General features: G+C 60.1%; 20 protein-coding genes. 10 read left to right on the top strand and 10 right to left on the bottom strand.

The genetic code is table 11. The features are described from left to right. Window positions 1-680 precede the first annotated feature (680 nt). From ACB032_RS22065 to ACB032_RS22040, 6 genes are all read left to right on the top strand, one after another. Window positions 681-1,223, top strand: a complete 543-nt coding sequence (locus tag ACB032_RS22065) for a fimbrial protein (protein ID WP_011704492.1) — start codon at window positions 681-683, stop codon at window positions 1,221-1,223. Between the two features lie 99 nt (window positions 1,224-1,322). After that, the gene (locus tag ACB032_RS22060) at window positions 1,323-1,712 is read left to right on the top strand and encodes a hypothetical protein (RefSeq protein ID WP_024943668.1); all 390 of its coding nucleotides are present in this window, start codon (window positions 1,323-1,325) and stop codon (window positions 1,710-1,712) included. Window positions 1,713-1,779: 67 nt separating this feature from the next. Further along, entirely contained in the window at window positions 1,780-4,314 is a 2,535-nt protein-coding gene (locus tag ACB032_RS22055) for a fimbria/pilus outer membrane usher protein (protein ID WP_201354895.1), read from the top strand. A 10-nt stretch (window positions 4,315-4,324) separates the two neighbouring features. Continuing rightward, entirely contained in the window at window positions 4,325-5,056 is a 732-nt protein-coding gene (locus ACB032_RS22050; protein WP_371138774.1) for a molecular chaperone, read from the top strand. Window positions 5,057-5,058: 2 nt separating this feature from the next. Further along, the gene (locus ACB032_RS22045; RefSeq protein ID WP_045790754.1) at window positions 5,059-6,084 is read left to right on the top strand and encodes a fimbrial protein; all 1,026 of its coding nucleotides are present in this window, start codon (window positions 5,059-5,061) and stop codon (window positions 6,082-6,084) included. An 8-nt stretch (window positions 6,085-6,092) separates the two neighbouring features. Continuing rightward, window positions 6,093-6,632, top strand: coding sequence for a fimbrial protein (locus tag ACB032_RS22040; RefSeq protein WP_045790753.1), 540 nt, complete (start codon window positions 6,093-6,095; stop codon window positions 6,630-6,632). 2 nt (window positions 6,633-6,634) lie between these two features. On the opposite strand, the gene ACB032_RS22035 is transcribed toward ACB032_RS22040, so the two are convergent. From ACB032_RS22035 to ACB032_RS22005, 7 genes are all read right to left on the bottom strand, one after another. After that, window positions 6,635-7,870, bottom strand: a complete 1,236-nt coding sequence (locus tag ACB032_RS22035; protein WP_371138773.1) for a transcriptional regulator — start codon at window positions 7,868-7,870, stop codon at window positions 6,635-6,637. 301 nt (window positions 7,871-8,171) lie between these two features. Continuing rightward, window positions 8,172-9,578 carry an AMP-binding protein gene (locus tag ACB032_RS22030; protein ID WP_371138772.1) on the bottom strand — a complete coding sequence of 469 codons (1,407 nt, stop codon included), beginning with the start codon at window positions 9,576-9,578 and terminating at the stop codon, window positions 8,172-8,174. Window positions 9,579-9,588: 10 nt separating this feature from the next. After that, window positions 9,589-10,518: an o-succinylbenzoate synthase gene (menC, locus tag ACB032_RS22025; protein ID WP_371138771.1), complete on the bottom strand. Its 930-nt coding sequence runs from the start codon at window positions 10,516-10,518 to the stop codon at window positions 9,589-9,591. Continuing rightward, a complete protein-coding gene (gene menB / locus ACB032_RS22020) occupies window positions 10,518-11,378 on the bottom strand; it encodes a 1,4-dihydroxy-2-naphthoyl-CoA synthase (RefSeq protein ID WP_039215084.1) in 861 nt (286 codons plus the stop codon). The genes menC and menB overlap by 1 nt, the downstream gene beginning before the upstream one ends. Continuing rightward, complete coding sequence (gene menH, locus ACB032_RS22015) at window positions 11,371-12,141, bottom strand: 2-succinyl-6-hydroxy-2,4-cyclohexadiene-1-carboxylate synthase (protein ID WP_371138770.1); 771 nt, start codon at window positions 12,139-12,141, stop codon at window positions 11,371-11,373. The genes menB and menH overlap by 8 nt, the downstream gene beginning before the upstream one ends. After that, on the bottom strand, window positions 12,131-13,861 hold the full coding sequence (gene menD, locus ACB032_RS22010; RefSeq protein ID WP_371138769.1) for a 2-succinyl-5-enolpyruvyl-6-hydroxy-3-cyclohexene-1-carboxylic-acid synthase: 1,731 nt from the start codon (window positions 13,859-13,861) through the stop codon (window positions 12,131-12,133). Before menD ends, menH begins: the two co-directional genes overlap by 11 nt. A 34-nt stretch (window positions 13,862-13,895) precedes the next feature. Beyond that, window positions 13,896-15,242 (bottom strand): isochorismate synthase MenF, encoded by a 1,347-nt coding sequence (locus ACB032_RS22005; protein WP_371138768.1) that lies wholly within the window; start codon window positions 15,240-15,242, stop codon window positions 13,896-13,898. A gap of 207 nt (window positions 15,243-15,449) precedes the next feature. On the opposite strand from ACB032_RS22005, the gene ACB032_RS22000 reads away from it, so the two are divergent. Both ACB032_RS22000 and ACB032_RS21995 read left to right on the top strand, forming a co-directional pair. Further along, complete coding sequence (locus ACB032_RS22000) at window positions 15,450-16,355, top strand: 1,4-dihydroxy-2-naphthoate polyprenyltransferase (RefSeq protein WP_026080210.1); 906 nt, start codon at window positions 15,450-15,452, stop codon at window positions 16,353-16,355. A 107-nt stretch (window positions 16,356-16,462) separates the two neighbouring features. After that, window positions 16,463-16,678: a DUF6500 family protein gene (locus tag ACB032_RS21995; protein ID WP_371138767.1), complete on the top strand. Its 216-nt coding sequence runs from the start codon at window positions 16,463-16,465 to the stop codon at window positions 16,676-16,678. 79 nt (window positions 16,679-16,757) lie between these two features. On the opposite strand, the gene ACB032_RS21990 is transcribed toward ACB032_RS21995, so the two are convergent. Beyond that, window positions 16,758-18,155, bottom strand: coding sequence for a PepSY-associated TM helix domain-containing protein (locus ACB032_RS21990; RefSeq protein ID WP_371138766.1), 1,398 nt, complete (start codon window positions 18,153-18,155; stop codon window positions 16,758-16,760). 274 nt (window positions 18,156-18,429) lie between these two features. On the opposite strand from ACB032_RS21990, the gene ACB032_RS21985 reads away from it, so the two are divergent. Next, complete coding sequence (locus ACB032_RS21985; RefSeq protein ID WP_371138765.1) at window positions 18,430-18,825, top strand: hypothetical protein; 396 nt, start codon at window positions 18,430-18,432, stop codon at window positions 18,823-18,825. A gap of 30 nt (window positions 18,826-18,855) precedes the next feature. Here ACB032_RS21985 and ACB032_RS21980 read toward each other — a convergent pair whose 3' ends face one another. Together ACB032_RS21980 and dbpA are read right to left on the bottom strand one after the other, a co-directional pair. Beyond that, window positions 18,856-19,146: a YkgJ family cysteine cluster protein gene (locus ACB032_RS21980; RefSeq protein ID WP_016349308.1), complete on the bottom strand. Its 291-nt coding sequence runs from the start codon at window positions 19,144-19,146 to the stop codon at window positions 18,856-18,858. A 72-nt stretch (window positions 19,147-19,218) separates the two neighbouring features. Beyond that, window positions 19,219-20,595, bottom strand: coding sequence for an ATP-dependent RNA helicase DbpA (gene dbpA, locus ACB032_RS21975; RefSeq protein WP_011704511.1), 1,377 nt, complete (start codon window positions 20,593-20,595; stop codon window positions 19,219-19,221). Window positions 20,596-21,159: 564 nt separating this feature from the next. On the opposite strand from dbpA, the gene ACB032_RS21970 reads away from it, so the two are divergent. Next, window positions 21,160-22,365, top strand: coding sequence for a NupC/NupG family nucleoside CNT transporter (locus ACB032_RS21970; RefSeq protein WP_016349310.1), 1,206 nt, complete (start codon window positions 21,160-21,162; stop codon window positions 22,363-22,365). The last annotated feature ends 166 nt before the right edge of the window (window positions 22,366-22,531 follow it).

The following is a 22,531-nucleotide window of genomic DNA, read 5'->3' as shown; positions in this document are numbered from 1 at the left end:
TTACCTGATTACCTGATTACCTGATTACCTGATTACCTGATTACCTGATTACCTGATTACCTGATTACCTGATTACCTGATTACCTGATTACCTGATTACCTGATTACCTGGCTATATGAGTGAGCCGTTTTGACTATTGCTTTATGGGTATTTTTAGAATCACCTAAAATACTGCTAAAACATTATTTTGTTGCGTTTATGTTAATGGTTGTTAAGTGATTAAAAATATCCGATTTCAAATTATGCAATCGGTGTTTGCTATATGAGCGTTATTTATTTCATGGCGTTCGCCAATGTTCTGGTTTAATTTTAAGTGATTGTTTTATAAGTGTTTATAACTGAATTTATAAAAATCAAAATGTATTTGATGTGCATCATATGAGTCGTTAATTTGTCCATCAAGCAAAAGCGGAACACGGCTTTCTGCACAGACGACAAGGATGTATGTAGTTGTGCAGTTGAGGTGTAGCGGGAACTGCCCCTGATGCGGTGTGCTGCTTTTGCTTATTTAAATAGACCTTAAAAGGCACAGCTGATTATTGGCATGACCCCTCACCGGCTTAATGAGAGGTTGGGCACCAGCAGTTGCTGTGCAGTATATCGCGGCATCACTGAAAATCGTGACTCCAGCATGATTGGAGTGATGCAGTACAACACACGTTAATGTAGGTATAAACGAATGAAAGCTAACAAGATTCTGGTTGCTATGGGTGTTGGTTCCATGTTGCTGTGCGGCTCCGCTGTTGCTGCCGGTGGCGCTGGTTCAGGCAAAGTCACCTTCAATGGTGAAATCATCAACGCTCCTTGCTCCGTTGCTCCTGAGTCTGTTGACCAGGTAGTTGAAATGGGTCAGATCAGCACCAAAGAGCTGGCCAGCGGTGGCGAGTCCAACTCCAAGCCGTTCAGCATCAAGCTGCTGAACTGTGAAATCTCCGACAAGGAAGATGCCGTCAAGGTAACCTTCAGCGGTGCCAAAGACCCGGTAGATTCCAGCCTGCTGGTCATCGGTGGTGGTGACGCCGCAGGTGCCGGTATCAAGATGACCGCTCCGGGTGGTGCCCCGATCGTGCTGGGTACTCCGACTGCCGCCTTCGGCCTGGTCAACGGTGACAACGAGCTGCCGTTCAGCGCCGTGCTGAAAGGTTATGCCGATCAGACCGCCAACCCGCTGAAAGCCGGCGCTTTCACTGCAGTGACCAACTTTACTCTCTCCTACGAGTAATAGAGTGCTTTAACGTGTGATCAGGGTTGTGGTGGTGCGAACCACCACAACCTCACACCTTCTGTCTCCTCACATCGAACCTTGATCATGAAAACTTCAATGATGGCAGCCATGGTGCTGCAGCTGGTGATGATGGCGGGGTCAGTCCACGCCAATGAACTCACGGATGGACTGGCCGAATCGGGCTGTACGCTGGAGGTGCTGCGCAGCATTCCGCTGCAGGCTCGGCAACCGGGCACGCTGAAAATCAGCGGCTGTCAGGTTGAAGGGGCGACGGAGGCATCACTGCCCTTTATTTCCATGTCCGTGCGCGGTGCCATGAGCGATGAGCTGGGCATTCTCAACAACGGCCAATATCACAAGGTATCCGGCGAACGCTTTATTGTTTCGGATATCGTCAACAGTGATCTGGAATTCAATTTGGGGCTCACCAGCAGTCAGCTGTTTTTTCCGGACAGTACGACGCTGTTTGAACTCAATTATATGTAAGCAAGCCAATTGCTTAGTGTAGATACCTCATTACGTGAGACCGTTATGCAATTCCTAGAGTGAAAATATGAGCGTTTCAACATCAGACTCTGTGAGAAAAAAACATTATTCAAAAATGGTTTTCATGCTATGCGTGCCCGGCCTGATGGCGGTGGCAAATCACGCATTGGCAGAAACGGAGTTTAATATTGATGCGCTCGATCTGGACGAACGGACCAAGATCGACCTCTCCCAGTTTGCCGACGAAGGTTACATCCTGCCCGGCGACTACTACCTCGAGATCGAGGTCAACAAGAACAAGCTGCCCCTGCAGAAGATCCCTTTCTACGAGACCGATACCGGCAAGGGAAAGGGTGGGGTGGCCTGCCTGCCGCAAGAGGTGATCCCCAAGCTGGCGCTGACTGACGAGGCCATCGCCAAGATCGATACCTGGCACGACGGCCAGTGTGCCAACCTGCTGGCGCTGGACGGCGTGGTGATCGCGAACGACATAGGTAACGGCTTGCTGCGCATCGCCGTGCCCCAGGCGTGGATGAAGTACAGCGATCCCAACTGGATTCCGCCGGAACAGTGGGATGAAGGGATCCCGGGGATGATGCTGGATTACAACATCAACGCCCAGGTCAACGAAGGGGATGGTTACTCCAATCGCAACATCAGCAGCTACGGTACCCTGGGGTTCAACTATGGCGCCTGGCGCCTGCGGGGTGACTACCAGGCCAATGCCTACTGGGGTGACAACGAGCGGACCACTTCCGAGCTGAACCGCATCTATGCCTATCGTCCGCTGCCAAACATGGCCGCCAAGCTGACGGTGGGTGAGCAGCAGCTCAACTCCCAGCTGATCGACGGCTTCCGCTATACCGGCGTCAACCTGGCCAATGACGAGCGCATGCTGCCGCCGAGCCTGCAGGGCTATGCGCCGGAAGTGAGCGGCATCGCCAAGACCAACGCCAAGGTCACCATCTCCCAGTCCGGCCGCATCCTCTATGAGACCAACGTGCCGGCCGGTCCGTTTCGCATCCAGGGGCTGGACAGCTCGGTACGCGGCCGCCTCGACGTGCGGGTAGAGGAGCAGGATGGCAGTGTCAACTCATTCCAGGTCGACACCGCGACCGTCCCCTATCTGACTCGCCCTGGCTACGTCCGATACAACCTGGCGGTCGGCGCACCTTCAGAACAGACGGATTCGGTGCACGATGTGCACGGTCCGGCCTTTGTGACCGGTGATTTCTCCTGGGGGGTGGCCAACTCCTGGTCGCTGTACGGTGGCAGCCTGGTTGCGGGTGAATACAACTCCATGGGGCTGGGTATCGGTCGCGATCTCTATGCCTTTGGCGCCATCTCGGCCGACCTGACTCAATCCATTGCCAAGCTGCCGGGCCTGTCGACCAAGATTGGCCAGTCGGTGCGGGTGAACTACGCCAAGCAGTTTGATGAATACAACAGCTCGATCACCTTCGCCGGTTATCGCTTCTCCCAGCACAACTTCATGACCATGTCGCAGTTCCTGAGCAACAAGGAGCGGCTGGAGAAGAACGAAACGACCTCGAGCGATGACTACAACACCTGGGGTGACAAGGAGCTCTACACCATCACCGCCAACAAGACCTTCTGGGCGGAGGATGCGGCCAAGGCACTGACAGTCTATCTGGACTACACCCACAGAACTTATTGGGAGCACGATGCCGAGGATCGCTACGGCCTCACCATCAACAAGAACGTGAACATCGGCAGCTTCAAGGATGTCTCCGTCTATGTGTCGGCCTACAAGACCAAGACCGAGAACTACGAGGATGACAAGAGCGTCATGCTGACCCTGAGCATGCCGATCGGGGACAGAAAGAGCGCGGGATACAGCGTGCAGTCCTCCAATGGCAAGGTCACCCATCTGGCCACCTATCAGGATTACAGCCGGCCAGACGATACCTATCAGCTGGGGGCGGGCGTGCAGAGCAACGGTCACGCCGTGGCGCGGGGTTACTACAACCACAACAGCGACATCGGGGCGGTCAGCCTCAATGCCTACAGCGTGCAGAGCGAATACACCTCGGTCGGCGCCAGCCTGCGTGGCGGTCTGACGGCGACCCAGCACGGTGCGGCCCTGCACCAGGCGACCCGCCGTGGCGGTACCCGCATGATGGTGGATACCGACAAGACCTCCGGCGTCTCCTTCAACAACGGTCGCGCCGTGACCAACCGCTTTGGCGTCGCGGTGATCAGCGACATGACCGACTATCGCAAGAGCGACACCCGGGTGGATGTGGATCAGCTGAGCGATGACATCGATGCGATGAACGCCATCAAGCAGGGGACCCTGACCGAGGGCGCAATTGGGTATAATGCCTTCGAAATGGCCGAAGGATTCAAGCTGCTGGCCAACGTCAAACTGCCCGATGGCTCAGTGCCGCCGTTTGGCGCCACCGTCGTCAAGGATTCTGGCCGGGTGCTCTCGGTGGTGGATGAAGATGGCCTGGTCTATCTGACCGGGGTGAAACCGAATGAAGCGTTTGAACTCTCCTGGGGCGGCGCCCGCCAGTGCAAGATAGTGGCACCGCAACAAGTAACCGATCTGTCGATGAAGACTCTCACTTGCAAGTAATGGGATACCGATGAAAAAGCTGCTCTCTTATACCTGTCTGGCCGTGCTGGGCATGACCTCGCTCAACGTCAGCGCTGCCATCGTGCTGGACCGTACTCGTGTCGTCTATCCGGGCGGTGCCAAGTCCATCAGCCTCAACATCAAGAACGAGAACCAGAAGCTGCCCTACCTGGCGCAGTCCTGGATTGAAGATGCCCAGGGCCAGAAGATCGCATCTCCCTTCGCGGTACTGCCACCGGTACAGCGAGTGGACGCCAACCAGAAGTCCATCGTGCGGATCGCCAGCGTGCCGGCCATCGATAGCCTGCCCAAGGATCGCGAGTCCATCTACTACTTCAATCTGCGCGAGATCCCGCCCAAGAGCGAGAAGAGCAACGTGATGCAGATTGCCGTGCAGTCCAAGATCAAGCTGTTCTACCGCCCCGAGGCCATCCTGCCCGAGCGCGGTGCCATCTGGCAGGATCAGGTGCTGATCACCAAGCAGGGCAAGGCCCTCAAGGTCAACAACCCGACTCCTTACTACATCACCTACGTGGGCCTCGGCCATCCGCAGGGCAAAGGGAGAACCGCGATGAAGGGCTTTTCGGCCTTTATGGTTGCCCCCAAGTCAGAGCAGACGGTCGCCATTCCGGAAGCATTGGGCAATGAATTTGTGATCAGCTACGTCAATGACTACGGCGGATATATGGATATCAAATACCAGTGCACAGGCAATGCCTGTAAAGCAGTGAAGGAGAAATGAAGATGATATTGCGTACGGGTGTACTTGGTATCATGTTCTTGTCCATGCCGGCGCTGGCTATTAACGGTGAAGTCAGGGCCGATACCAAGACCTATGACATTGAGCTGACCAAGGAAGATATTGCCAACCAGACGGGGGCTCTGAAGGAGTTTGGTTGGGATCTGGCCGGAACATACAATGGTACGGCCATATGTCCTGATCAAGATATTATTAACCAGCCATTTTATTACAAGGCGGTCATGAGTGCCGGACTGCCCAGTGTCGGTGGTGGGTACGTTAAATTAAATGAGTTTCTCGATCTCAAGGTTGATATCTGGATTGAAGGGAATCGCAAGGAATATGTGAATGCCCCTTTCAATGAGGAGTCCAACAGAGGGCAGTTCACGTGCCGCAAACGAAATGGTTCTGCAACCTTCGGCTTTCGCAGTGGTAGCAAGGGAAAGGTAACATTCCGCGTTCGCAAGCCCATTATCAATGGTGTGCACATTGCTGACCATGAAATAGTCGAAATGTTTGGACGTCTCGGTAAAACAGATGTCGGTTTCAATAATGAAGTCATGTCCAGAATCGTTATCAAATCCTCCGTGCTGTATGTGCCAGAAAAGTGCACTATCAATGGAGGGCAGACGATTGAGGTCGAATTCGGTGATTTGCCTGGCACAGGGTTGGATGGCAACAATTTTGAAAAAACAGTACCACTTAACTTCGTGTGCAGTGGTGGGGAATTTGATAAGGATAAGCCATTGAAAATAAACCTCGCCATTTCTGGTAAACCCACATCATTTAACCAGAGTTATCTCAGAACCACTCGAGATGGATATAAAGGTGGTGATGTTATCAATAATCTTGGCATCAAATTCAAACAGCTGGATGGCTCGACACTGAATCTGAATGACTGGTATCCAGTATCCATGCAGGGAAATATCGGTGACTGGGGGTTTATTGCCGCCCCGATAAGTCCAGCCGGTGCTGAAGTCGCTGCCGGTGATTTCTATGCAACCGGTACCATTGTTGCCTCATTCCAGTAGGAGTCGATATGTTGCGCTTAGGCTGTTTGGGGTTGCTGATTTTCCCGCTGTGGGTCAATGCAGCGGCTGATGACCTTGAACTTCTTGGTGGAGAGCTCAATCTCCATGGTCGGATCATTGACCAGCCCTGTGTGGTCGCCCCCGAATCCCTTGAGCAGGAGGTCGAGATGGGGGTGGTCGATGTCAAGCAGCTCTATGCCAACGGGGCCGGGGAGCAGGTACCTTTCTCCATCCGCCTGACCAACTGCAAGCCGGGGATTTTCCGCATGGCCAAGGTGACCTTTACCGGCTCGAAGGATGCCCAGCTCAGCGGCGGGCTGGCCTTTACCGCAGGCATTGCCAAGGGCGCCGGCATCCGCTTGTATGACGTGACCCAGACACCTCTGGATCTGGGCACCCCTTCCCGCGGTTATTTGCTGGGCGGCAGCGCAGACAATGAGCTGCAATTCTTTGCCCGGGTGGAAGGGCACCCGGACGCGCTGGCGGCCAAGAACATCCAGCCCGGTGACTATTCTGCCGTTGCCAACTTCATCGTTGCTTATGAATAAACTCAGAGGTCGTTGCGCTGGATGACCTTTGAATTGCCGAGGCTGGGCCAGGTGATGACGCCACCCAGATAATTGGAGAGGTAGATGCCGCCCGGCAACTGAACAAATTGTGCCGTTTGTTTGGGTGGCGTCAACGCCGCTACCAGGGTTGCTACCATGCCATTGCTGGTCAGTGCCTGCTGATCAATGAAATTGACGATGGTATTTTTCACCTCGACCGAAATATCGCCATCATCCCGCTCCAGATCCCCGACGGAATCCAGATTGAACAGTGTTTTGCCCTGATTGTCGGTGGCGATCACGGTTGCCACCACTATTTCCCTGTTCATGGTGACAATGAATTTGCTCTTTCTGGTCATCTCCACCCAGTTGTCCGGCGCCTGGCAATTGCTGTGATAACGGACTGTGGTATCTGGATTGTTGTAATAGTTGTGGGAAACATTGTCTCCCTGCTGGGTCATGGTGGTGATCACACATTGTACTTCTTCAGCCACTGGATGACCGCTGCGCAGCAGAAAGACATTCTCGGATAATTTCCTGCTGTTATTGTCGATGGAGAAATAGCTGATAGCTTCTTTACCTACCAGAATGGAAACCTGTTCATCCGCCTTGCGCGAAATACGCTGTATCAAAGGGGTCAGCGAAACGATTTTCACATTCAGCGCTTTTTCCGTCTCGCTGGTCATATAGAGGGAAATCTGGCTGAGATTGATGGTGCGCAGCGTATTTGCCGTCGCATAGTTATAGATGACGATGGCCAGCGAAGTCAGTGAGACCAGCAGCAGAGCAAACAGCAGAATACGCTTTGGGCTGAAATAGCGGTCATATTTGCGGCGAGTATATTGCCGTCTGGCCTGAGGCGCATGAGAAGGATTCGCCGCTTGAGTTTCTTCATTTGGTGCAGCTTCTTCGGTCTCTCCAGCGGCCTCAATAGGGGCACAAAAGATATATCCCACGCGTGGAATAGTATCGATCGCATCCATCAAACCGAATGATTCCAGCTTTCTTCTCAATGAGAGGATCTGCCGGTTCAGGTTGGTATCGGTATTGTCCTGGTTTGGCCACAAGGCATCTTGCAGTTTGCTTCTTGGAATGACACTGCCTGCCTCATCACACAGCATTTCGAGCAGCTCGGCTTCTTTGTTGCTGAGCTTGATGTCCTTTTCTCCCTTAGAGAGTCGGAATATTGCCGCGGAGAAAAATATCTCCTCTGCAATTTTATAATTTTTGTTACTCATGTGTGACTCGCCTTACTGCCAAGGAGAGCATTTTACCACCATGCAGTCTTTGTTCAAATAATGCAAAATTGACAATATCTTTAACTATCAAACGGTTACCTTTCCATTGAAATGCATGATGGCGGATATGGTACTACAGGTAATTAATTCAGTTCAAAAAACGTGCAAAAAAATAGCCATTTATGTAATCGTTCTCACTTACTTGGGCCTGTGAGAGGGATTTTGACACCGCCAGCATTTTCTTTCGAATAATGTGCGTAATTGGATGACTCCTGCATGCCAAGTCCTGTCGCAGGAGTGATTATTGCGCCTTAAGAATATTCTGATATTGCCTGCGCTGCGGCTTGAGGTGACCACCCAGATCGGGCCAGGGGAGCCACTGGTCCGGCACCATGAAACCGGGCAGGGTCTGCCGGATCCAGGCCGCCAGCTCGGCAGGGGGCACAGGTTCGCCATGCCAGTCGATGAAGGCGGCCGGGCGCTGCCCCCACTCATCGCTCGGCACCGGCACCACCAGCGCCTGTGCCACGGCGGGGTGATCCACCAGCCGCTGCTCTATGGTCTCGGGCTGGATGTTTTCGCCCCCGGAGATGAAGAGGTTGTCGAGCCGCCCCTCCACCACCAGTTTGCCATTCTCGGTGAAATGCCCCTTGTCGCGGGTGTGGAACCAGCCTGCCTCATCGAGCGGCCGCTCCAGCCCGCCCGCGTTGAAATAGCCGGCAAACAGGGTGTCACCGCGCACGCAGATCTCCCCCTGCTGGATGCAGACCTCCCGTCCCGGCAGCGCCTTGCCCACCACGCCGGCGGTGGACGGCCGACCGGTGCAGACCTGGCTGGCCATCTCGGAGAGGCCGTAACTCACCTTGGGCTCCAGCCCCATGGCGCTCAGCCGGTTCACCAAGGGCTGGGGAATGGCGGCGCCGCCGAGCAGCAGCTCGCGCAGCCGGGTATGGGCGGGGTCAAAGCCCTCCGCCAGCAGTCGCCAGAGCTGGGTCGGCACCAGGGAGAGATGGGTGATGGGTTGCTGTTCGAGCCGCTCCCTGAGCGGGCGGCTGCGATCGTCCAATACCAGGCTGGCGCCCGCCAGAAAGACCCGGAACAGGATGGCGTAACCGCCGACATGAAACAGCGGCAGGGAGAGCAGCCAGCCGCACTCGGCGTCGAGCGGGATCACGGCGACCGATCCCCGCGCCGAGGCCAGATGATTGGCCAGCCGGTGTACCACGGCCTTGGGCGTGCCGCTGGAACCCGAGGTGAGGATCATGTTGTTGAGCCGGGCAGGATCCAGCATGCAGTCACCCTCGTCCGCCACCAGCTCATGGGTGAAGTCGAGCCGCAGTGGCTGCCAGTTGCCGGTCGGGATTTCGCCTGCCGACCAGCAGGCCTTGACGGCGAGCAGGGCCGCCAGCTCCGCTTGCCGCGCCAATGGAAAGGCAGGGTTGAGCGGGCAGAAGACGATGCTGCTGCGCACGCAGGCCCAGGCCAGCAACAGGTCGGGCAGGGCACCGCGCACCACGGCGGCGAGGCGATCACCGTCCTGCAGGCCCGCCTGCCCCAGCTGCCGGCACAGGCCGTTGAGTCTGGCATCCAGCTGCTGGTAGGTGAGCGGGTCGGCGGTGTGAATGGCGATGCGGTCCGGGGCGGACCTCGCCCAGTGACGCACCGGGCAGGGTTGCAGAGGGTGGTGATGGTCAGATAGCGGTGGCATGCAGGCCCCTTCAGTCACGGTGAAACAGGGGCTCCAGCAGGCTCAGGTCGGGTTTGCCGGCCGCGTCCAGCAGATCGGCGGCCAGCCAGCGTTTGGTATCCAGGCCGGGGGCCTGATCCGGCGCCCATTCACCCGCCAGATGAAACAGCTGGTTCAGGCCGAGGCCGGATTCGAAACAGGAGGAGACGATCACCTTGAGGCGCAGCTCGCGAGCGCGGGCAACCAGCGCCTCGCAGTGGGCCAGGGAGCCGAGCAGGGTGGGCTTGAGCACCAGGGCGCGCAGTTGGGGAATGGGCTCCCACGGCTTGCCCTGGGCCAGCAGCTCGTCGATGGCCACCGGCATGCCGGTACGATTGGCCACGAAGGCGATGTCGGCAAAGTCGGCGCAGGGGTCTTCCAGGTACTCGATCCGGTTTGGATCCAGATGACCGCAGAAGGCCCAGGCCTCCTCGCGGGTCCAGCCCTGGTTGGCGTCCAGCACCAGCTTGAGGGTAGGGATGCGGTCGCACAGCAGGCGGATCAGCGCCAGCTCGTCGCGCATGGGGTAGCGGGCCACTTTCAGCTTGGCCTTGCTGGGGGTCTTGTGCAGCCAGTTCTTCCAGTGCTTGAGCAGCTCCTGGGGCGAACCCTGAATAAGTGGATAAGGCTCCGGCAGCGGGGTGCTCTGGGCAGGCCAGCAGCGGCGGGCGCAGTCCAGCCCGAATTGCACCGAAGGGAGCTGCGGGGCGATCTCCTGCCCCGCAGCCAGCAGTTCCAGACAGGCGATGGCTTCGGCTTGCGCCTCGGCCAGGCTCTCGCGGGAGAAGCCGGGCAGGGGGGCGATTTCCCCCCAGCCGTCGTCAACGCGGACCAGCAGGCCCTCTCGCGCCACCTCCACCTTGCCGTGAAAGGTCAGGGGCTGGGTAAAAGGCAGTTGGTAGCGATAGAGAGCGAGTGTCATCAGGGATTCCGCTTGTATTTGGAGAAGTCGGGACGGCGTTTCTCGTTGAACGCGTTGCGCCCTTCCTGACCCTCTTCGGTCATGTAGAACAGCATGGTGGCATTCCCCGCCAGCTCCTGCAAGCCGGCCTGGCCGTCGCAGTCGGCGTTGAGGGCGGCCTTCAGGCAGCGCAGCGCCATCGGGCTGTTCTGCAGCATCTCGCGGCACCAGCGCACGGTTTCACGCTCCAGCTCCGCCAGCGGCACGACGGTGTTGACCAGGCCCATGTCGAGGGCTTGCTTGGCATCGTACATACGGCAGAGGAACCAGATTTCGCGGGCCTTCTTCTGGCCGACGATGCGCGCCATGTAGGAGGCACCCCAACCGCCGTCGAAGGAGCCTACTTTCGGACCGGTCTGGCCAAACTGGGCGTTGTCGGCGGCGATGGTCAGATCGCACATCATGTGCAGCACGTGGCCGCCACCGACCGCATAGCCGGCCACCATGGCCACCACCGGTTTCGGGCAGGTGCGGATGTCGCGCTGGAAGTCGAGCACGTTGAGGTGATGAGTCCCCTCGTCATCGCGGTAGCCACCGTAGTCGCCACGGATCTTCTGGTCACCGCCGGCACAGAAGGCCTTCTCGCCAAAGCCGGTCAGGATGATGGTGCCGACCTGATCGTCGTAGCGGGCATCGGCCAGCGCCTGCAGCATCTCTTTGACGGTGCGGGGGCGGAAGGCGTTGCGTACCTGGGGGCGGTTGATGGTGATCTTGGCAATGCCATCGTCGGACTTGTGATAGAGGATATCCTCGTAACCGGCGGAGCAATCACGCCACTCGACGGGGGCATAGAGTTCCGCTTCAGTCATTGCTTCAATCATGACGCTTCTCTTCTTGTTGTTGGTTGACCCACTCCGCGAGGAGCCGGGCAAAAGTCTCAGGCTGGTGGGTATGCAGATTGTGGCCGCCATCCAGCTCCAAGTGGTTGATTTTGCGATGCTGACTCGCCATGAGGCAAGCCAGCTGATGGAATTTGTGATCCCGCTTGCCGCTCACCCAGGTGACCGGCAGCGCACCTTGCGCCAGCCAGGGGCCGAGATCCGGCTGCTGGCCCAGGGAGGTGGCGCGCAGCATGGCGGCCACGGCTTTGCCGTCGTTGCCAAGGCGGCGGGCTATCTGACGGGCGCGGGCATCCTCGCCCAGATCGGCGAACACCCCCTGCCGATACCAGTCGGCCAGCACGGCGGCCAGGGGCTCCTGCTCGAAGCGCCGGGCCCAGCCCTCATCGTGGGCGAGGCGGGCGGGCCGCTCTGCCGGTGGCAGGCCGGGGTGGCAATTTTCCAGCAGCAGGGCCTGCAACCCAGCCGGCGACTGGCTGGCGTGATAGAGGGCGAGTCGCCCGCCCAGCGAATAGCCCACCAGTTGGTAGCGACCGATGTCGCGCGCGGCCAGCTCGTCGCACAGCCAGCGATGGGCCTGCTCGAACCCCGTTACCCGCACTGCCTGGTTGCTGCCGTGGCCCGGCAGATTCAGCGCCAGGCTGGGGAGGTCGGCCAGGGCCGCCTGCACGGGTTGCCAGTCGTTGGCATCGCCGAGCAGGCCGTGCAGCAGCACCAGCGTCGGCTGGTCGGCACTAGCTGCCACGGATCGCGCTTCCCAGTGCCTTCAGATCCTCGGCGACTTCGCTGCTGGGGACCTTGATTTCAATCAGCGTTACCCCCTTTTCCAGTGCGGCGGTGTAATCCCGTTCAAAGTCGGCGAGGGTGGCCGGCGCCCGGTAGTGGAGGCCGAACATGGCGGCGGCGTGTTCGAAGTGCAGGCCGTGGGGCAGGCAGTAGTAGGTCTCCAGCAACGCGTCCTGGGTCGGCACCGGCAGCATGCGGAAGATGCTGCCGCCATCGTTGTTGAGCAGGATCACCACCAGCGGCCGGCTCGATTTGCCAAGCAGCGCCAGGCTGTTGAGGTCGTGCAGGGCGCTGAGATCGCCGAGCAGCAGGGTGGTGGGCTCATTGCTGCCTGGCTGGACCGATTGCGCGAAGCCATAGGCGGTGGCGATGAGGCCGTCGATGCCGGAGGCGCCACGGTTGGTCATCACTCGGCTGGGGCCCTTGCCCGCCTCGCCGAGCATGTCCATCAGCCGGGCCGGCATGCTGTTGCCGACAAACAGTTGGCCCCTGATCAGCTGGTTCAGGCGATGGCACACCCCGAGTTCGGAGAAACGCTCGCAGGCGCTGCGCACCTGCTGGCTCACGGCCTGCTGGCGCTCCGCCAGCCGGTGCCAGGGCAGGTGCGGGTGCGCTACCGGATGGGCGGCGGCAAAGGCACCGGGTTCGCACAGCAGGCGGCGGCGCAGCCGGTAGTCCGGGTCGAGCCGGGCTGGCTGCGGGTCGATGAGCCAGTATGCCTGCCAGGGCTGCTGCTTGATGAACTGGCCGAGCCGTTTGGAAATGAGGCGGGCGCCAAATTGCAGCAATACCTCGGCCCGGGCCAGTTCGGCCACGAAGCCGCTGTGTTGCAGGGCGAGATCGGCGTGCACCAGGTTGCGACCATCGAAGCGCAGCTGGCTCTGCAGATCTGCCAGCAGAGGCCAGCCGAGCCGCTCGGCCAGCGCGGCGACCGCCTTGGCCTGGACGGGATCCTGAATGCGGCCGGCGACGATGAGGCCGCGTTTGCCCTGCAGATCGTCCCAGTCTGGCTGACACGGGCAGGGGGCCTGCGCCAGTTGCCAGGGGCTCCAGGGCTCGGACGAGCGGAGCCAGTCGCCGAGGGGGGCCAGGTAGGCGGAGAAGTCCAGATAGGCGTCGCCCGGATAGAGGGGTTCGGGGTACATGCAGTTGAAGTGCACCGGCCCCGGTGTGCGCGCCTGCTGGGCCAGCGCCTGATCCACCGAGCTCAGCACGAAGGCGGCCGGAATGGTGGCGGTGGGGCTCGGCAGGTTCTGCTGATAGACGGGGTAGCGGCCGAAGATCCCCTGCTGGTCGATGGCCTGGTTGGCGCCGTTGTCGATGAGTTCGGGCGGCCTGTCGGCAGAGAGGATGATGAGCGGCACGCCGGTGAGTTGCGCCTCGGCCACCGCCGGCCAGAGGTTGGCCACCGCGGTACCCGAGGTCATGATCACCGCGACCGGGCGACCGCTGCCCTTGGCCAGCCCCAGCGCCATGAAGCCGAGGCCGCGCTCGTCAAAGTGCAGATGGCGGCGAAAGCCGGGGTGGGCGGCGGCTGCCATGGTGAGCGGCGCCGAGCGCGAACCGGAGGCCAGCGCGATGTCGCGCACGCCGAGGCGAAAGAGCTCCTCCAGCAAGAGGGAAGACCAGACGTGGTTGAAAGTGGCATGGTGGCTGGCAAACTCTTGGCGCGCGGACATGAGGCTCTCGCAGTGAGGAAACGATGAGAAAACGCTATCCCAGCAGGGAGAGCACGTTGGCGATCTTGTTGTCGAGTTCGGCCCACTCGGCGGCAGGCTCGGAACCCGCGACGATACCGGCGCCGGCAAACAGGGTGATGGCCTGCGCCGTGATGCGGGCACTGCGGATGGCGACCGAGAACTCCGAGGTTTCCCGGCTCAGCATGCCGCAGGCGCCGGCATACCAGCCGCGATCATAGGGCTCGCGCTCGCGGATGAAGGCTAGCGCCGCCTCGCGCGGGGCGCCGCCCACCGCGGGGGTGGGGTGCAGCGCTTCCAGCAGCTGCCAGTCGCAGACGCCGGGCTTGAGCTCGGCTTCGATGTCGCACTTGAGGTGCTGCAGCAGCCGCAGTTTGAGAATGCGCGGCTCGGTCAGGGTGGCATCTGTGGTGAGCGGCGCCAGCCGGCTGAGGATGTCGGCATGCACCAGCCGATTTTCCAGCCGGTTCTTGCTGTCGGCCAGCAGCTCGGCGGCCAGCGCCGAGTCGGTCGCCTCGTCGCCGGAGCGGCGGATGGTGCCCGCCAGCGCCTCGGTGAAGAAGTGCTGCTGTTCGCGGCGATAGAGCCGCTCGGGGGAGCAGGCGATGAAGCTCTGCTCGGGCGAAAACTGGAAGCCGAAGTGAAAGCAGTCCTGACCGTGCTGTGCCCAGCTGGCCAACAGCGACCAGGGGGCGACGGCCTGCGGGTCGGCTGTGCGCGTCGCACCGTCATGGGTGAGCCGGCTCTGGCGCGACAGCACCACCTTGGGGGTGTGAGCCTGGAAGTCGGGGGCGGTGACCTGCTCGACCAGGGTCTGCCATTGTGGCTGGCTCGGGCAATCTTCCCGCTGCCACGAGTGGCGGGTCAGCGGCGGCAGAGGGGCTTCCGGCCGAAGGGCGTCGAGGGCGGCGGCGGCGGCCTGTAGTTCGGCCTCGAAGGCCTCGCTGCCGGTCTGCTCCGGCAACCAGAGGTTGAGGCAGAGAGTGACGCACTCGCCACGGCGCACCAGCTCGATACGGGGCAGCACGAAGCGGCAGGGGCCGAAGCCCTGCCAGCCGGGCTGGGTGGGGTCGAACGCCAGGCCGCCATAGTAGCGGGGGCTGTCGTCATGGGGCTGGCTGGTCTGTTCGCAGACCTGGCGGATCGCCTGGGGTTCGGTCAGCTCGTGCAGGCAGCCCAGCGCCACGTATTCGGGACGCTCTTGTCCTCTGGCATGCCAATAGATACGGGGATAGAGGGTCTGCGCCGCGAGCCAGCCCAGAAAGGAGCTGACCTCGATTGCCACGCGCAGCCGCACGAAGCCGCTGGCATTGCCGTGACGCAGGGCGTCCAGTTGTTGCTTGATATGGGTCTGAGCCAACATGGATTTCGTCTATGAGCCGATAGTGACGGTCCATCCTGCAGAAGGATGCCGTTGGTTTATGCCAAAGGAGCGATTATTCCTATATATTATCTGCCCATTCGTCCATGTAAATCGCCCGGGGAGCTACCTCCCGAGGGGCCAAGTATACCGAAATCCGGTTCGATAACCCTTAACACGATCAATATCTGATTGTTTGGCCATCACAATATGACAAATACCTTATCTATTTGGTTGCTGGCGGCGCGTTTGCGAACGTTGCCGCTGGCGTGCTCCTCCATTTTGCTGGGTTCTGGGCTTGCGGCCAGCCGCGGCGCCTTCGACGGCACCATCATGGCGCTCTCCCTGCTGACCGCCATTCTGCTGCAGATCCTCTCCAATCTGGCCAACGATTATGGGGATGCGGTATCCGGGGCGGACAATGGCGAACGGATCGGCCCCCAGCGCGCCGTGGTCTCCGGCCTCATCACCCGCCGGCAGATGTGCGTGGCCATGGCGCTGACCGCGCTGGCCGCAGTGGTCAGCGGCCTCGCCCTGCTGGGCTGCGCCTTCGGTGATCAGTGGCTGCAGATCCTCACCTTCGTGCTGCTCGGCGGCGCCGCCATCGTCGCCGCCATCACCTACACGGTGGGCAAGACTCCTTACGGCTATCGCGGCTTCGGCGACATCTCGGTGTTCCTGTTCTTCGGCCTGCTGGGGGTGCTTGGCTCCTACTACCTGTTCACCAAGACCCTGCAGTGGGATCTGCTGCTGCCGGCCACCGCCTGCGGCCTGCTGGCCACCGCGGTGCTCAACATCAACAACGTGCGCGACATCGAGACCGACGCGGTCAGCGGCAAGATCACCCTGGCGGTGCGGCTCGGTCGCAACCGGGCCATTGCCTACCACTGGGTACTGCTGGGGGCGGCGTTGCTGACCACCATCGCCTTCCTGCTGACCCAGCCTGCCAGTTTCTGGCCCTGGATCTTCCTGCCGGCCATGAAGCCGCTCACCGATGCCGCCAAGACCCTGCGCCAGAGTTTCGATGGCGAGGTGCTGACCGGCGCGCTCAAGAAGACCGCCATCAGCGCCTTCCTGTTCAGCCTGCTGCTCTCCATCGGGCTGGCGCTCTCCTGACTGGGTGCCATGTGATCGGCAAGGCAAAAAGGGCTCCCGGATGGGGGCCCTTTTTGTTGGTTGGGGTATGCTGGCCGGCCAATCACTCATCAGGCCGGAACGCCGCCATGCGCGACTCGCTCAAACAGAAAATCATTCAGGTGTGCCATCAGAAAATCGCGCAGAAGGGGGAGGCGGTCGGCGTCTCCTTCTATGCGTTTTTTGCCAACCGCAACGATGACTCCGAGTTGCTGATGGAGGCGGCGACCTGGTGGATCCAGACCCAGCGCCTCGATCACTTCGAGAAGGCGAGGAAGATCCTCCAGCTGGTGGAGCAAGCGTAAAGGCGCGCTGAAACAAGGAGGGCTCCCATGTGGGAGCCCTCCTTGAGTAGCTGCTTGGTGCGGCGCACGGCGCCGGCGACTAGCTGACCCGTGCCAGCCGGGGCGCCCGACGGCGGGCGAAGAGCAGGCTGTCCAGCAGCCAGATCACCAGCATGGAACCCCCCACCAGCGGGAAACAGATACCGAGCAGGATCAGCAGGGCAATGGCGCCGCGCATGGGGGGCAGGCTGGCCGGCAAGGGCGGGGCGGCGAGGCGACCACTGGGACGGCGGCTCCACCAGATCCAGAGCCCGCTCACCGAGCTCAGCAACACCAGCAGGCAGATGAGCAGCATGGCCAGCTGATGCGGCCAGCCGTAGAGCTTGCCCATGTGCAGCATGACGCCGGTTTCTACCGTTTTGGCGACCGGACCGTAGTCTTGCCAGCGCACGTCGGCCAGCACCTTGCCGCTGTATTGATCGATGTGCAGGGTGGCATCGTTGCGCGGATCATCGGCCGAGATGGCGATGGTGTAGACGCCGCTCGCCCCGGCCGGTGGCGTGATGCTGTAGCCCGGCGTGACCTGGCGCGCAGCGGCGATCTCCACCACCTGTTGCAGAGGGATGCGGTGCTCCGCCATCACCATGCCTTCGTGCTCGCCGCCGTGACCCATGGCGCTGTGGTCGTGGGCCTTGGGCTCGACCGAGCTGGGGATGGGCGTGTTCTCGACTGCCCAGGGGACTGTCTGTTGATGGGCATGGTTGAGGCTGCGCGCCAGGGGCGCCGACTTGGGTACCTCGTTCCACATGGCGGCCGGGAAGCGGTTCCAGACGGCGGCAAACTGATCGCCCCAGAAACCGGTCCAGGTCATGCCGCTCAAGAGCAGCAGCAGCAGGAAACCGGCGCCCCAGAAACCGACCACGGCGTGCAGGTCGCGCCACCAGAGCCGACCGCGCTGGCTCCAGCGCGGCCACAGGATGCCGCCGACTCCTGGCCCCTTGCGTGGCCACCAGAGATAGAGCCCGCTGATGAGCAGCACGATTCCCCAGCCGGCTGCCAGCTCGATCAACCGATCGCCGCTGGTGCCGAGCAGCAGATCGGCGTGCAGGGCGCGGGCGACCGCCTGCAGATTCCACTTGTTGTCCAGGGTGCCGAGCAGGGCGCCGCTGGCGGGATCGAGGAACAGGGTCAGCTCGTTGCCGCCCTGACGGACGATGAACTGGGCGCTGGCCTCCGGGCTGACCGGTGGCAGGTACTTGCTCAGGCTGGCGTTTGGCATAGCCACCATCGCTTTGACCAGCAGCTGATCGGCGCTGAGCGGCTGGCTGACGGGGGTGACCTTCATCAGCTCGGGGTACATCAGGTTGTCGAGCTGGGGCTTGAACAGATAGACGATCCCGGTCAGCGAGAGCAGGATCAGGAAGGGGGCGACGAAGAGACCCGCATAGAAGTGCCAGCGCCAGATGCGCTGATAGTGGTTCGCGTCCCGATTTTTCATCTCTGTTCCTTGCGCCGTGAGTTAACGTTTCAGTTGGTGGAATGTTGGTGGCGGCGCGGATGATAACAGCAACGTTTTGTTAACTGCAACAGAACATGGTGGCTGGTCGAGGCGGTGGGCACGGGCGTGTTGAGCAGGCTGCCAGTGGGTCAGCTGATGACGCAGTCCATCCAGGTTCGCGCCTGGCAGAATGGACTTTTTGCAGAGAAATCCTTACCTTGTTGCAACATAAAAGGGTGCTTGCGCGACGAAGAATCCAGGGAAGGAGGCAGACGTGAAGTTGCAACCACACGGCTATTTCGAGATGCAGCGACGCGGTCAGGTGCTGATCTGCCGACCGAGCGGCCCTTTCAATCTGGCGGGGGCCATGGCCTATGAGGCCCAGTTCAGCCAGCAGATCGCCAGCCTGCGCGACGCGCCCTGGGGCATTGTTGAAGTGGCGACCGAGTTCGAGGCGGCGGGGCCCGAGGTGCTGGCCCGCTTTCGCCGCCAGTTCGGCTGGTGCGCCAGCAACGGTTGTGCCTTTCTGGCGGTGGTGCTGGCGGGCAGCTTCAAGCAGTATCTGGCGGATCAGGTGTTCAGCGGTTTGCCGTTTCAGGGCGTCCGCTACTTCGAGCAGACCGACGAGGCGCTGCAGTGGCTGGAACGGCAACTGGCCGGGCTGGTCTGACGGCACGGCAGGCTGATCATTACCCGCAGCTCAGTTGAGCTTGATAAACCACTTGTCCCGCTCGTCGACGCAGTCGGGCTCGCCCATTTCAAATTCACGGCATATCAAGGGGCGTACTTCGTAGATGCGGCACATCATGGTGTTGCGGTCGAGCGCCGCGCACCAGCCATCTTCCAGCCGGTGCATCACCGGTACTTCACCTTCCCGCTCTTCCACATAGCGATCCGGTACGCCGGTATCGGTAAACAGCATCACCTCGAGGCGGCAGCAGCAGGCTTCGCAGTTCTGGCAGCTCACTTCGGGTCGGGTTGTCTGGGTCATGGCATCTGCCTTGTTCTCATGGGCACGGATAAATATGAAACAGGCGCCGATCCGGCGCCTGTGTCGTGAACCTTAGCCCAGCTTGCGAGCGCGGTAGCTGCGCCCCTTGATCTTGCCTTCCTGCAGCCGCTTGAGGGCGGCGCTCGCCACCTGGCGCTTCACCGCCACGTAGGAGTACTGCTCGGAAATCTGGATCTTGCCCACATCGGCCCCGGCAATGCCGCCTTCGCCAGTCAGGGCGCCGAGGATGTCACCGGCACGCACCTTGCTCTTGCGGCCCGCATCGATGGAGAGGGTCACCATCTGCGGTGCAATCGGCTTGATGTCGCGGCCGATCCCGGCCAGGTCGCCCTGGGGAATGGGGGCCTGCTGGTACTCCTCGATGAAGTTGACGCGCTGGGCCTCGTTCGGCTGGTAGAGGCTCAGGGCCAGACCCTGCTGGCCGGCGCGGCCGGTACGACCGATGCGGTGCACGTGCACCTCGGGGTCGTAGGTCAGCTCGTAGTTGATGACGGCGCCCAGCTCCTTGATGTCGAGGCCGCGGGCCGCCACGTCGGTGGCCACCAGGATGGTGGCGCTGCCGTTGGCGAAGCGCACCAGCACCTGATCCCGCTCGCGCTGTTCCAGGTCACCGTTCAGCGCCAGCGCCGAGAAGCCCTTGGCAGCCAGATGATCGGCCACGTCGTTGCAGGCGCGCTTGGTGTTGCAGAACACCACGCAGGAGCTCGGCTGGTAGTGGCTGAGCAACCAGCCGAGGGCGTCGAGGCGCTGGCCGGCCGGCACTTCATACAGCTTCTGCTCGATGGCGCTGTCTTCGTGCAGGGATTCCACGCTCACCTCCACCGGGTTGCGCTGCACGCCGCGGCTCATCTGGGCGATCCCCTCCGGATAGGTGGCGGAGAACAGCAGGGTCTGCCGATCGCGCGGAGCGTGGCTGATGACCCGGTTGATGTCTTCGCCAAAGCCCATGTCCAGCATGCGATCCGCTTCGTCCAGCACCAGCGTCTTGAGGCCGTCCAGCTCGAGGGTGCCCTGCTCCAGGTGCTTGAGGATCCGGCCCGGGGTGCCGACGGCGATGTGGGCGCCAAAGCTCAGGGTGGCGGATTGCGGTGCGGTCGGGGTGCCGCCGCACAGGGTGACCAGCTTGACGTTGGGCAGGGTACGGGCGAGACGGCGGATCTCGGTGGCAACCTGATCGGCCAGCTCGCGAGTCGGACAGAGCACCAGCGCCTGCACCTCGAGCCGGTTGACATCGAGGTTGGCAAGCAGGCCGAGGCCGAAGGCCGCGGTCTTGCCACTGCCGGTTTTTGCCTTGGCGATCAGGTCTTTGCCATCGAGTACCAGGGGCAGACTCTGGGCCTGGATCGGGGTCATCTGCAGATAACCCAGGCTGGCGAGGTTGTCCTGCAGGGCGGGGGAGAGGTTCAGGCTGCTAAATTCGTTGTTCACAAAAAGACTCTATATCGGAGAAAACGGGCTGCGCCGTGCGCAAGGGCGCGCATTGTATCAGAAAGCGCTGCCGGGTGTGGCGGATTTTTGAACGACTGGCCGGCGACAGTAGCGGGGTTGCGGCCGGGGAAAACCGGTGGCGACATGTTGTCCGGCTTGTCTGAAAATACCCCACTGCCTTTCGGGAATTAGCTGAAAGAAGCCGGGCCATTCATCGCAAATAAGATAAACGTTTGTCATTTTGATTTGATTAAATAAATTCGCCGTAAATTTAACCTCACCGCTATGACGCCATTCGCCAGGTTTTAAATAAATGTGAGAAAGCTGTGAAAATAGCCCTTTCAGACTGAATGGTTTATTTTCAACTTGCTGTTTATTAATGATTTTTATGTTTATTGAACAATGATTAGATGCTTGTGTGAGCGTTTAATTAATTTAAAAACGTTTGTATTATCCAGCATGCATATTTTTACCGCAGATTGTGATGGCTATCTGATTTTTAAATATGCAAATGTCTATGATGGCGCCGGTCAAAAAATTACAAATTACTCAGGTGCTACTGGTATGGAATACGTTCACTTTGTGCTCGGACTCGTGATGGTCCTCGCTCTTGCTTTGCTGGCCAACCGCCACAACTGGAAACAGATCAAGCTGCGTTATATCGGCCAACTGCTGGTGGTCGAACTGGCGCTGGCCTGGTTCATGCTGAACTCCGAAGTGGGTCTGGCGGTGGTGGGTGGCTTCGCGGCCGGCTTCACCAAGTTGATGGAGTTTGCCAAACAGGGTACCGACTTCGTGTTCGGCGGCCTGGTCAATGAAGGGGCCTTCTCCTTCTTCCTGATGGTACTGATGCCCATCGTCTTCATCTCCGTGCTGATCGGTATCCTGCAGTACATCCGTCTGCTGCCGCTGGTGATCCGCGGCATCGGTACCGTGCTGGCCAAGATCAACGGCATGGGCAAGCTGGAGTCCTTCAACGCCATCAGCTCCATGATCGTCGGCCAGTCCGAGAACTTCATCGCGCTCAAGAACATCCTGCCGCACCTGAACGAGAAGCAGATGTACACCCTGGCCGCCACTGCCATGTCCACCGTCTCCATGTCCATCGTCGGTGCCTACATGCAGCTGATCGAGCCGCGCTACGTGGTGGCTGCGCTGGTGCTCAACATGTTCAGCACCTTCATCGTGCTGTCGCTGATCAACCCCTACGAGCCGGACAATACCGTGACCGACGCCAAGGCGCTGGCCGAAGGTGACGAGCACCACAGCCCGAAGAAAGAGAACTTCTTCGAGATGCTGGGCGAGTACATCATGGCCGGTTTCACCGTGGCGGTCATCGTGGGCGCCATGCTGGTCGGCTTCATCGCCCTGATTGCCCTCATCAACTACCTGTTCGAGATGGCATTCGGCGTCAACTTCCAGTTCGTCATGGGCTACCTCTTCTACCCGATCGCCTGGATCCTGGGCATCCCGAGTGGTGAAGCGCTGCAAGCCGGCTCCATCATGGCGACCAAGCTGGTGACCAACGAGTTCGTGGCCATGATGGATCTGGGCAAGATCGCTGCCCAGCTCTCTCCGCGCACCATCGGCATCCTCTCCATCTTCATGGTGTCGTTCGCCAACTTCAGCTCCATCGGCATCATCGCCGGTGCGGTGAAGGCGCTGAACGAAGAGAAGGGCAACATGGTCTCCCGCTTCGGTCTGAAGCTGGTGTACGGCTCCACCCTGGTGAGCCTGCTCTCCGCCGTGATTGCCGGTGTGATGCTGTAATACAGCCACCCGCTCTCACCATGACAAACCCCTGCCTCGGCAGGGGTTTGTTTTTGGCTCTGTCCCAGTTATGTGTTGAAAGGCTAATCTTGAGGTAGGTCATCACCTTGAGGGCCGCCATCATGGATACCCAAGCCTTTCAACATCTACTGTCCCTCTTCCCATT

The organism is Aeromonas sp. S5(2024), from assembly GCF_041403025.1.
Lineage (GTDB): Bacteria > Pseudomonadota > Gammaproteobacteria > Enterobacterales > Aeromonadaceae > Aeromonas > Aeromonas hydrophila.
This window is presented reverse-complemented; position numbering and strand designations above follow the sequence as displayed.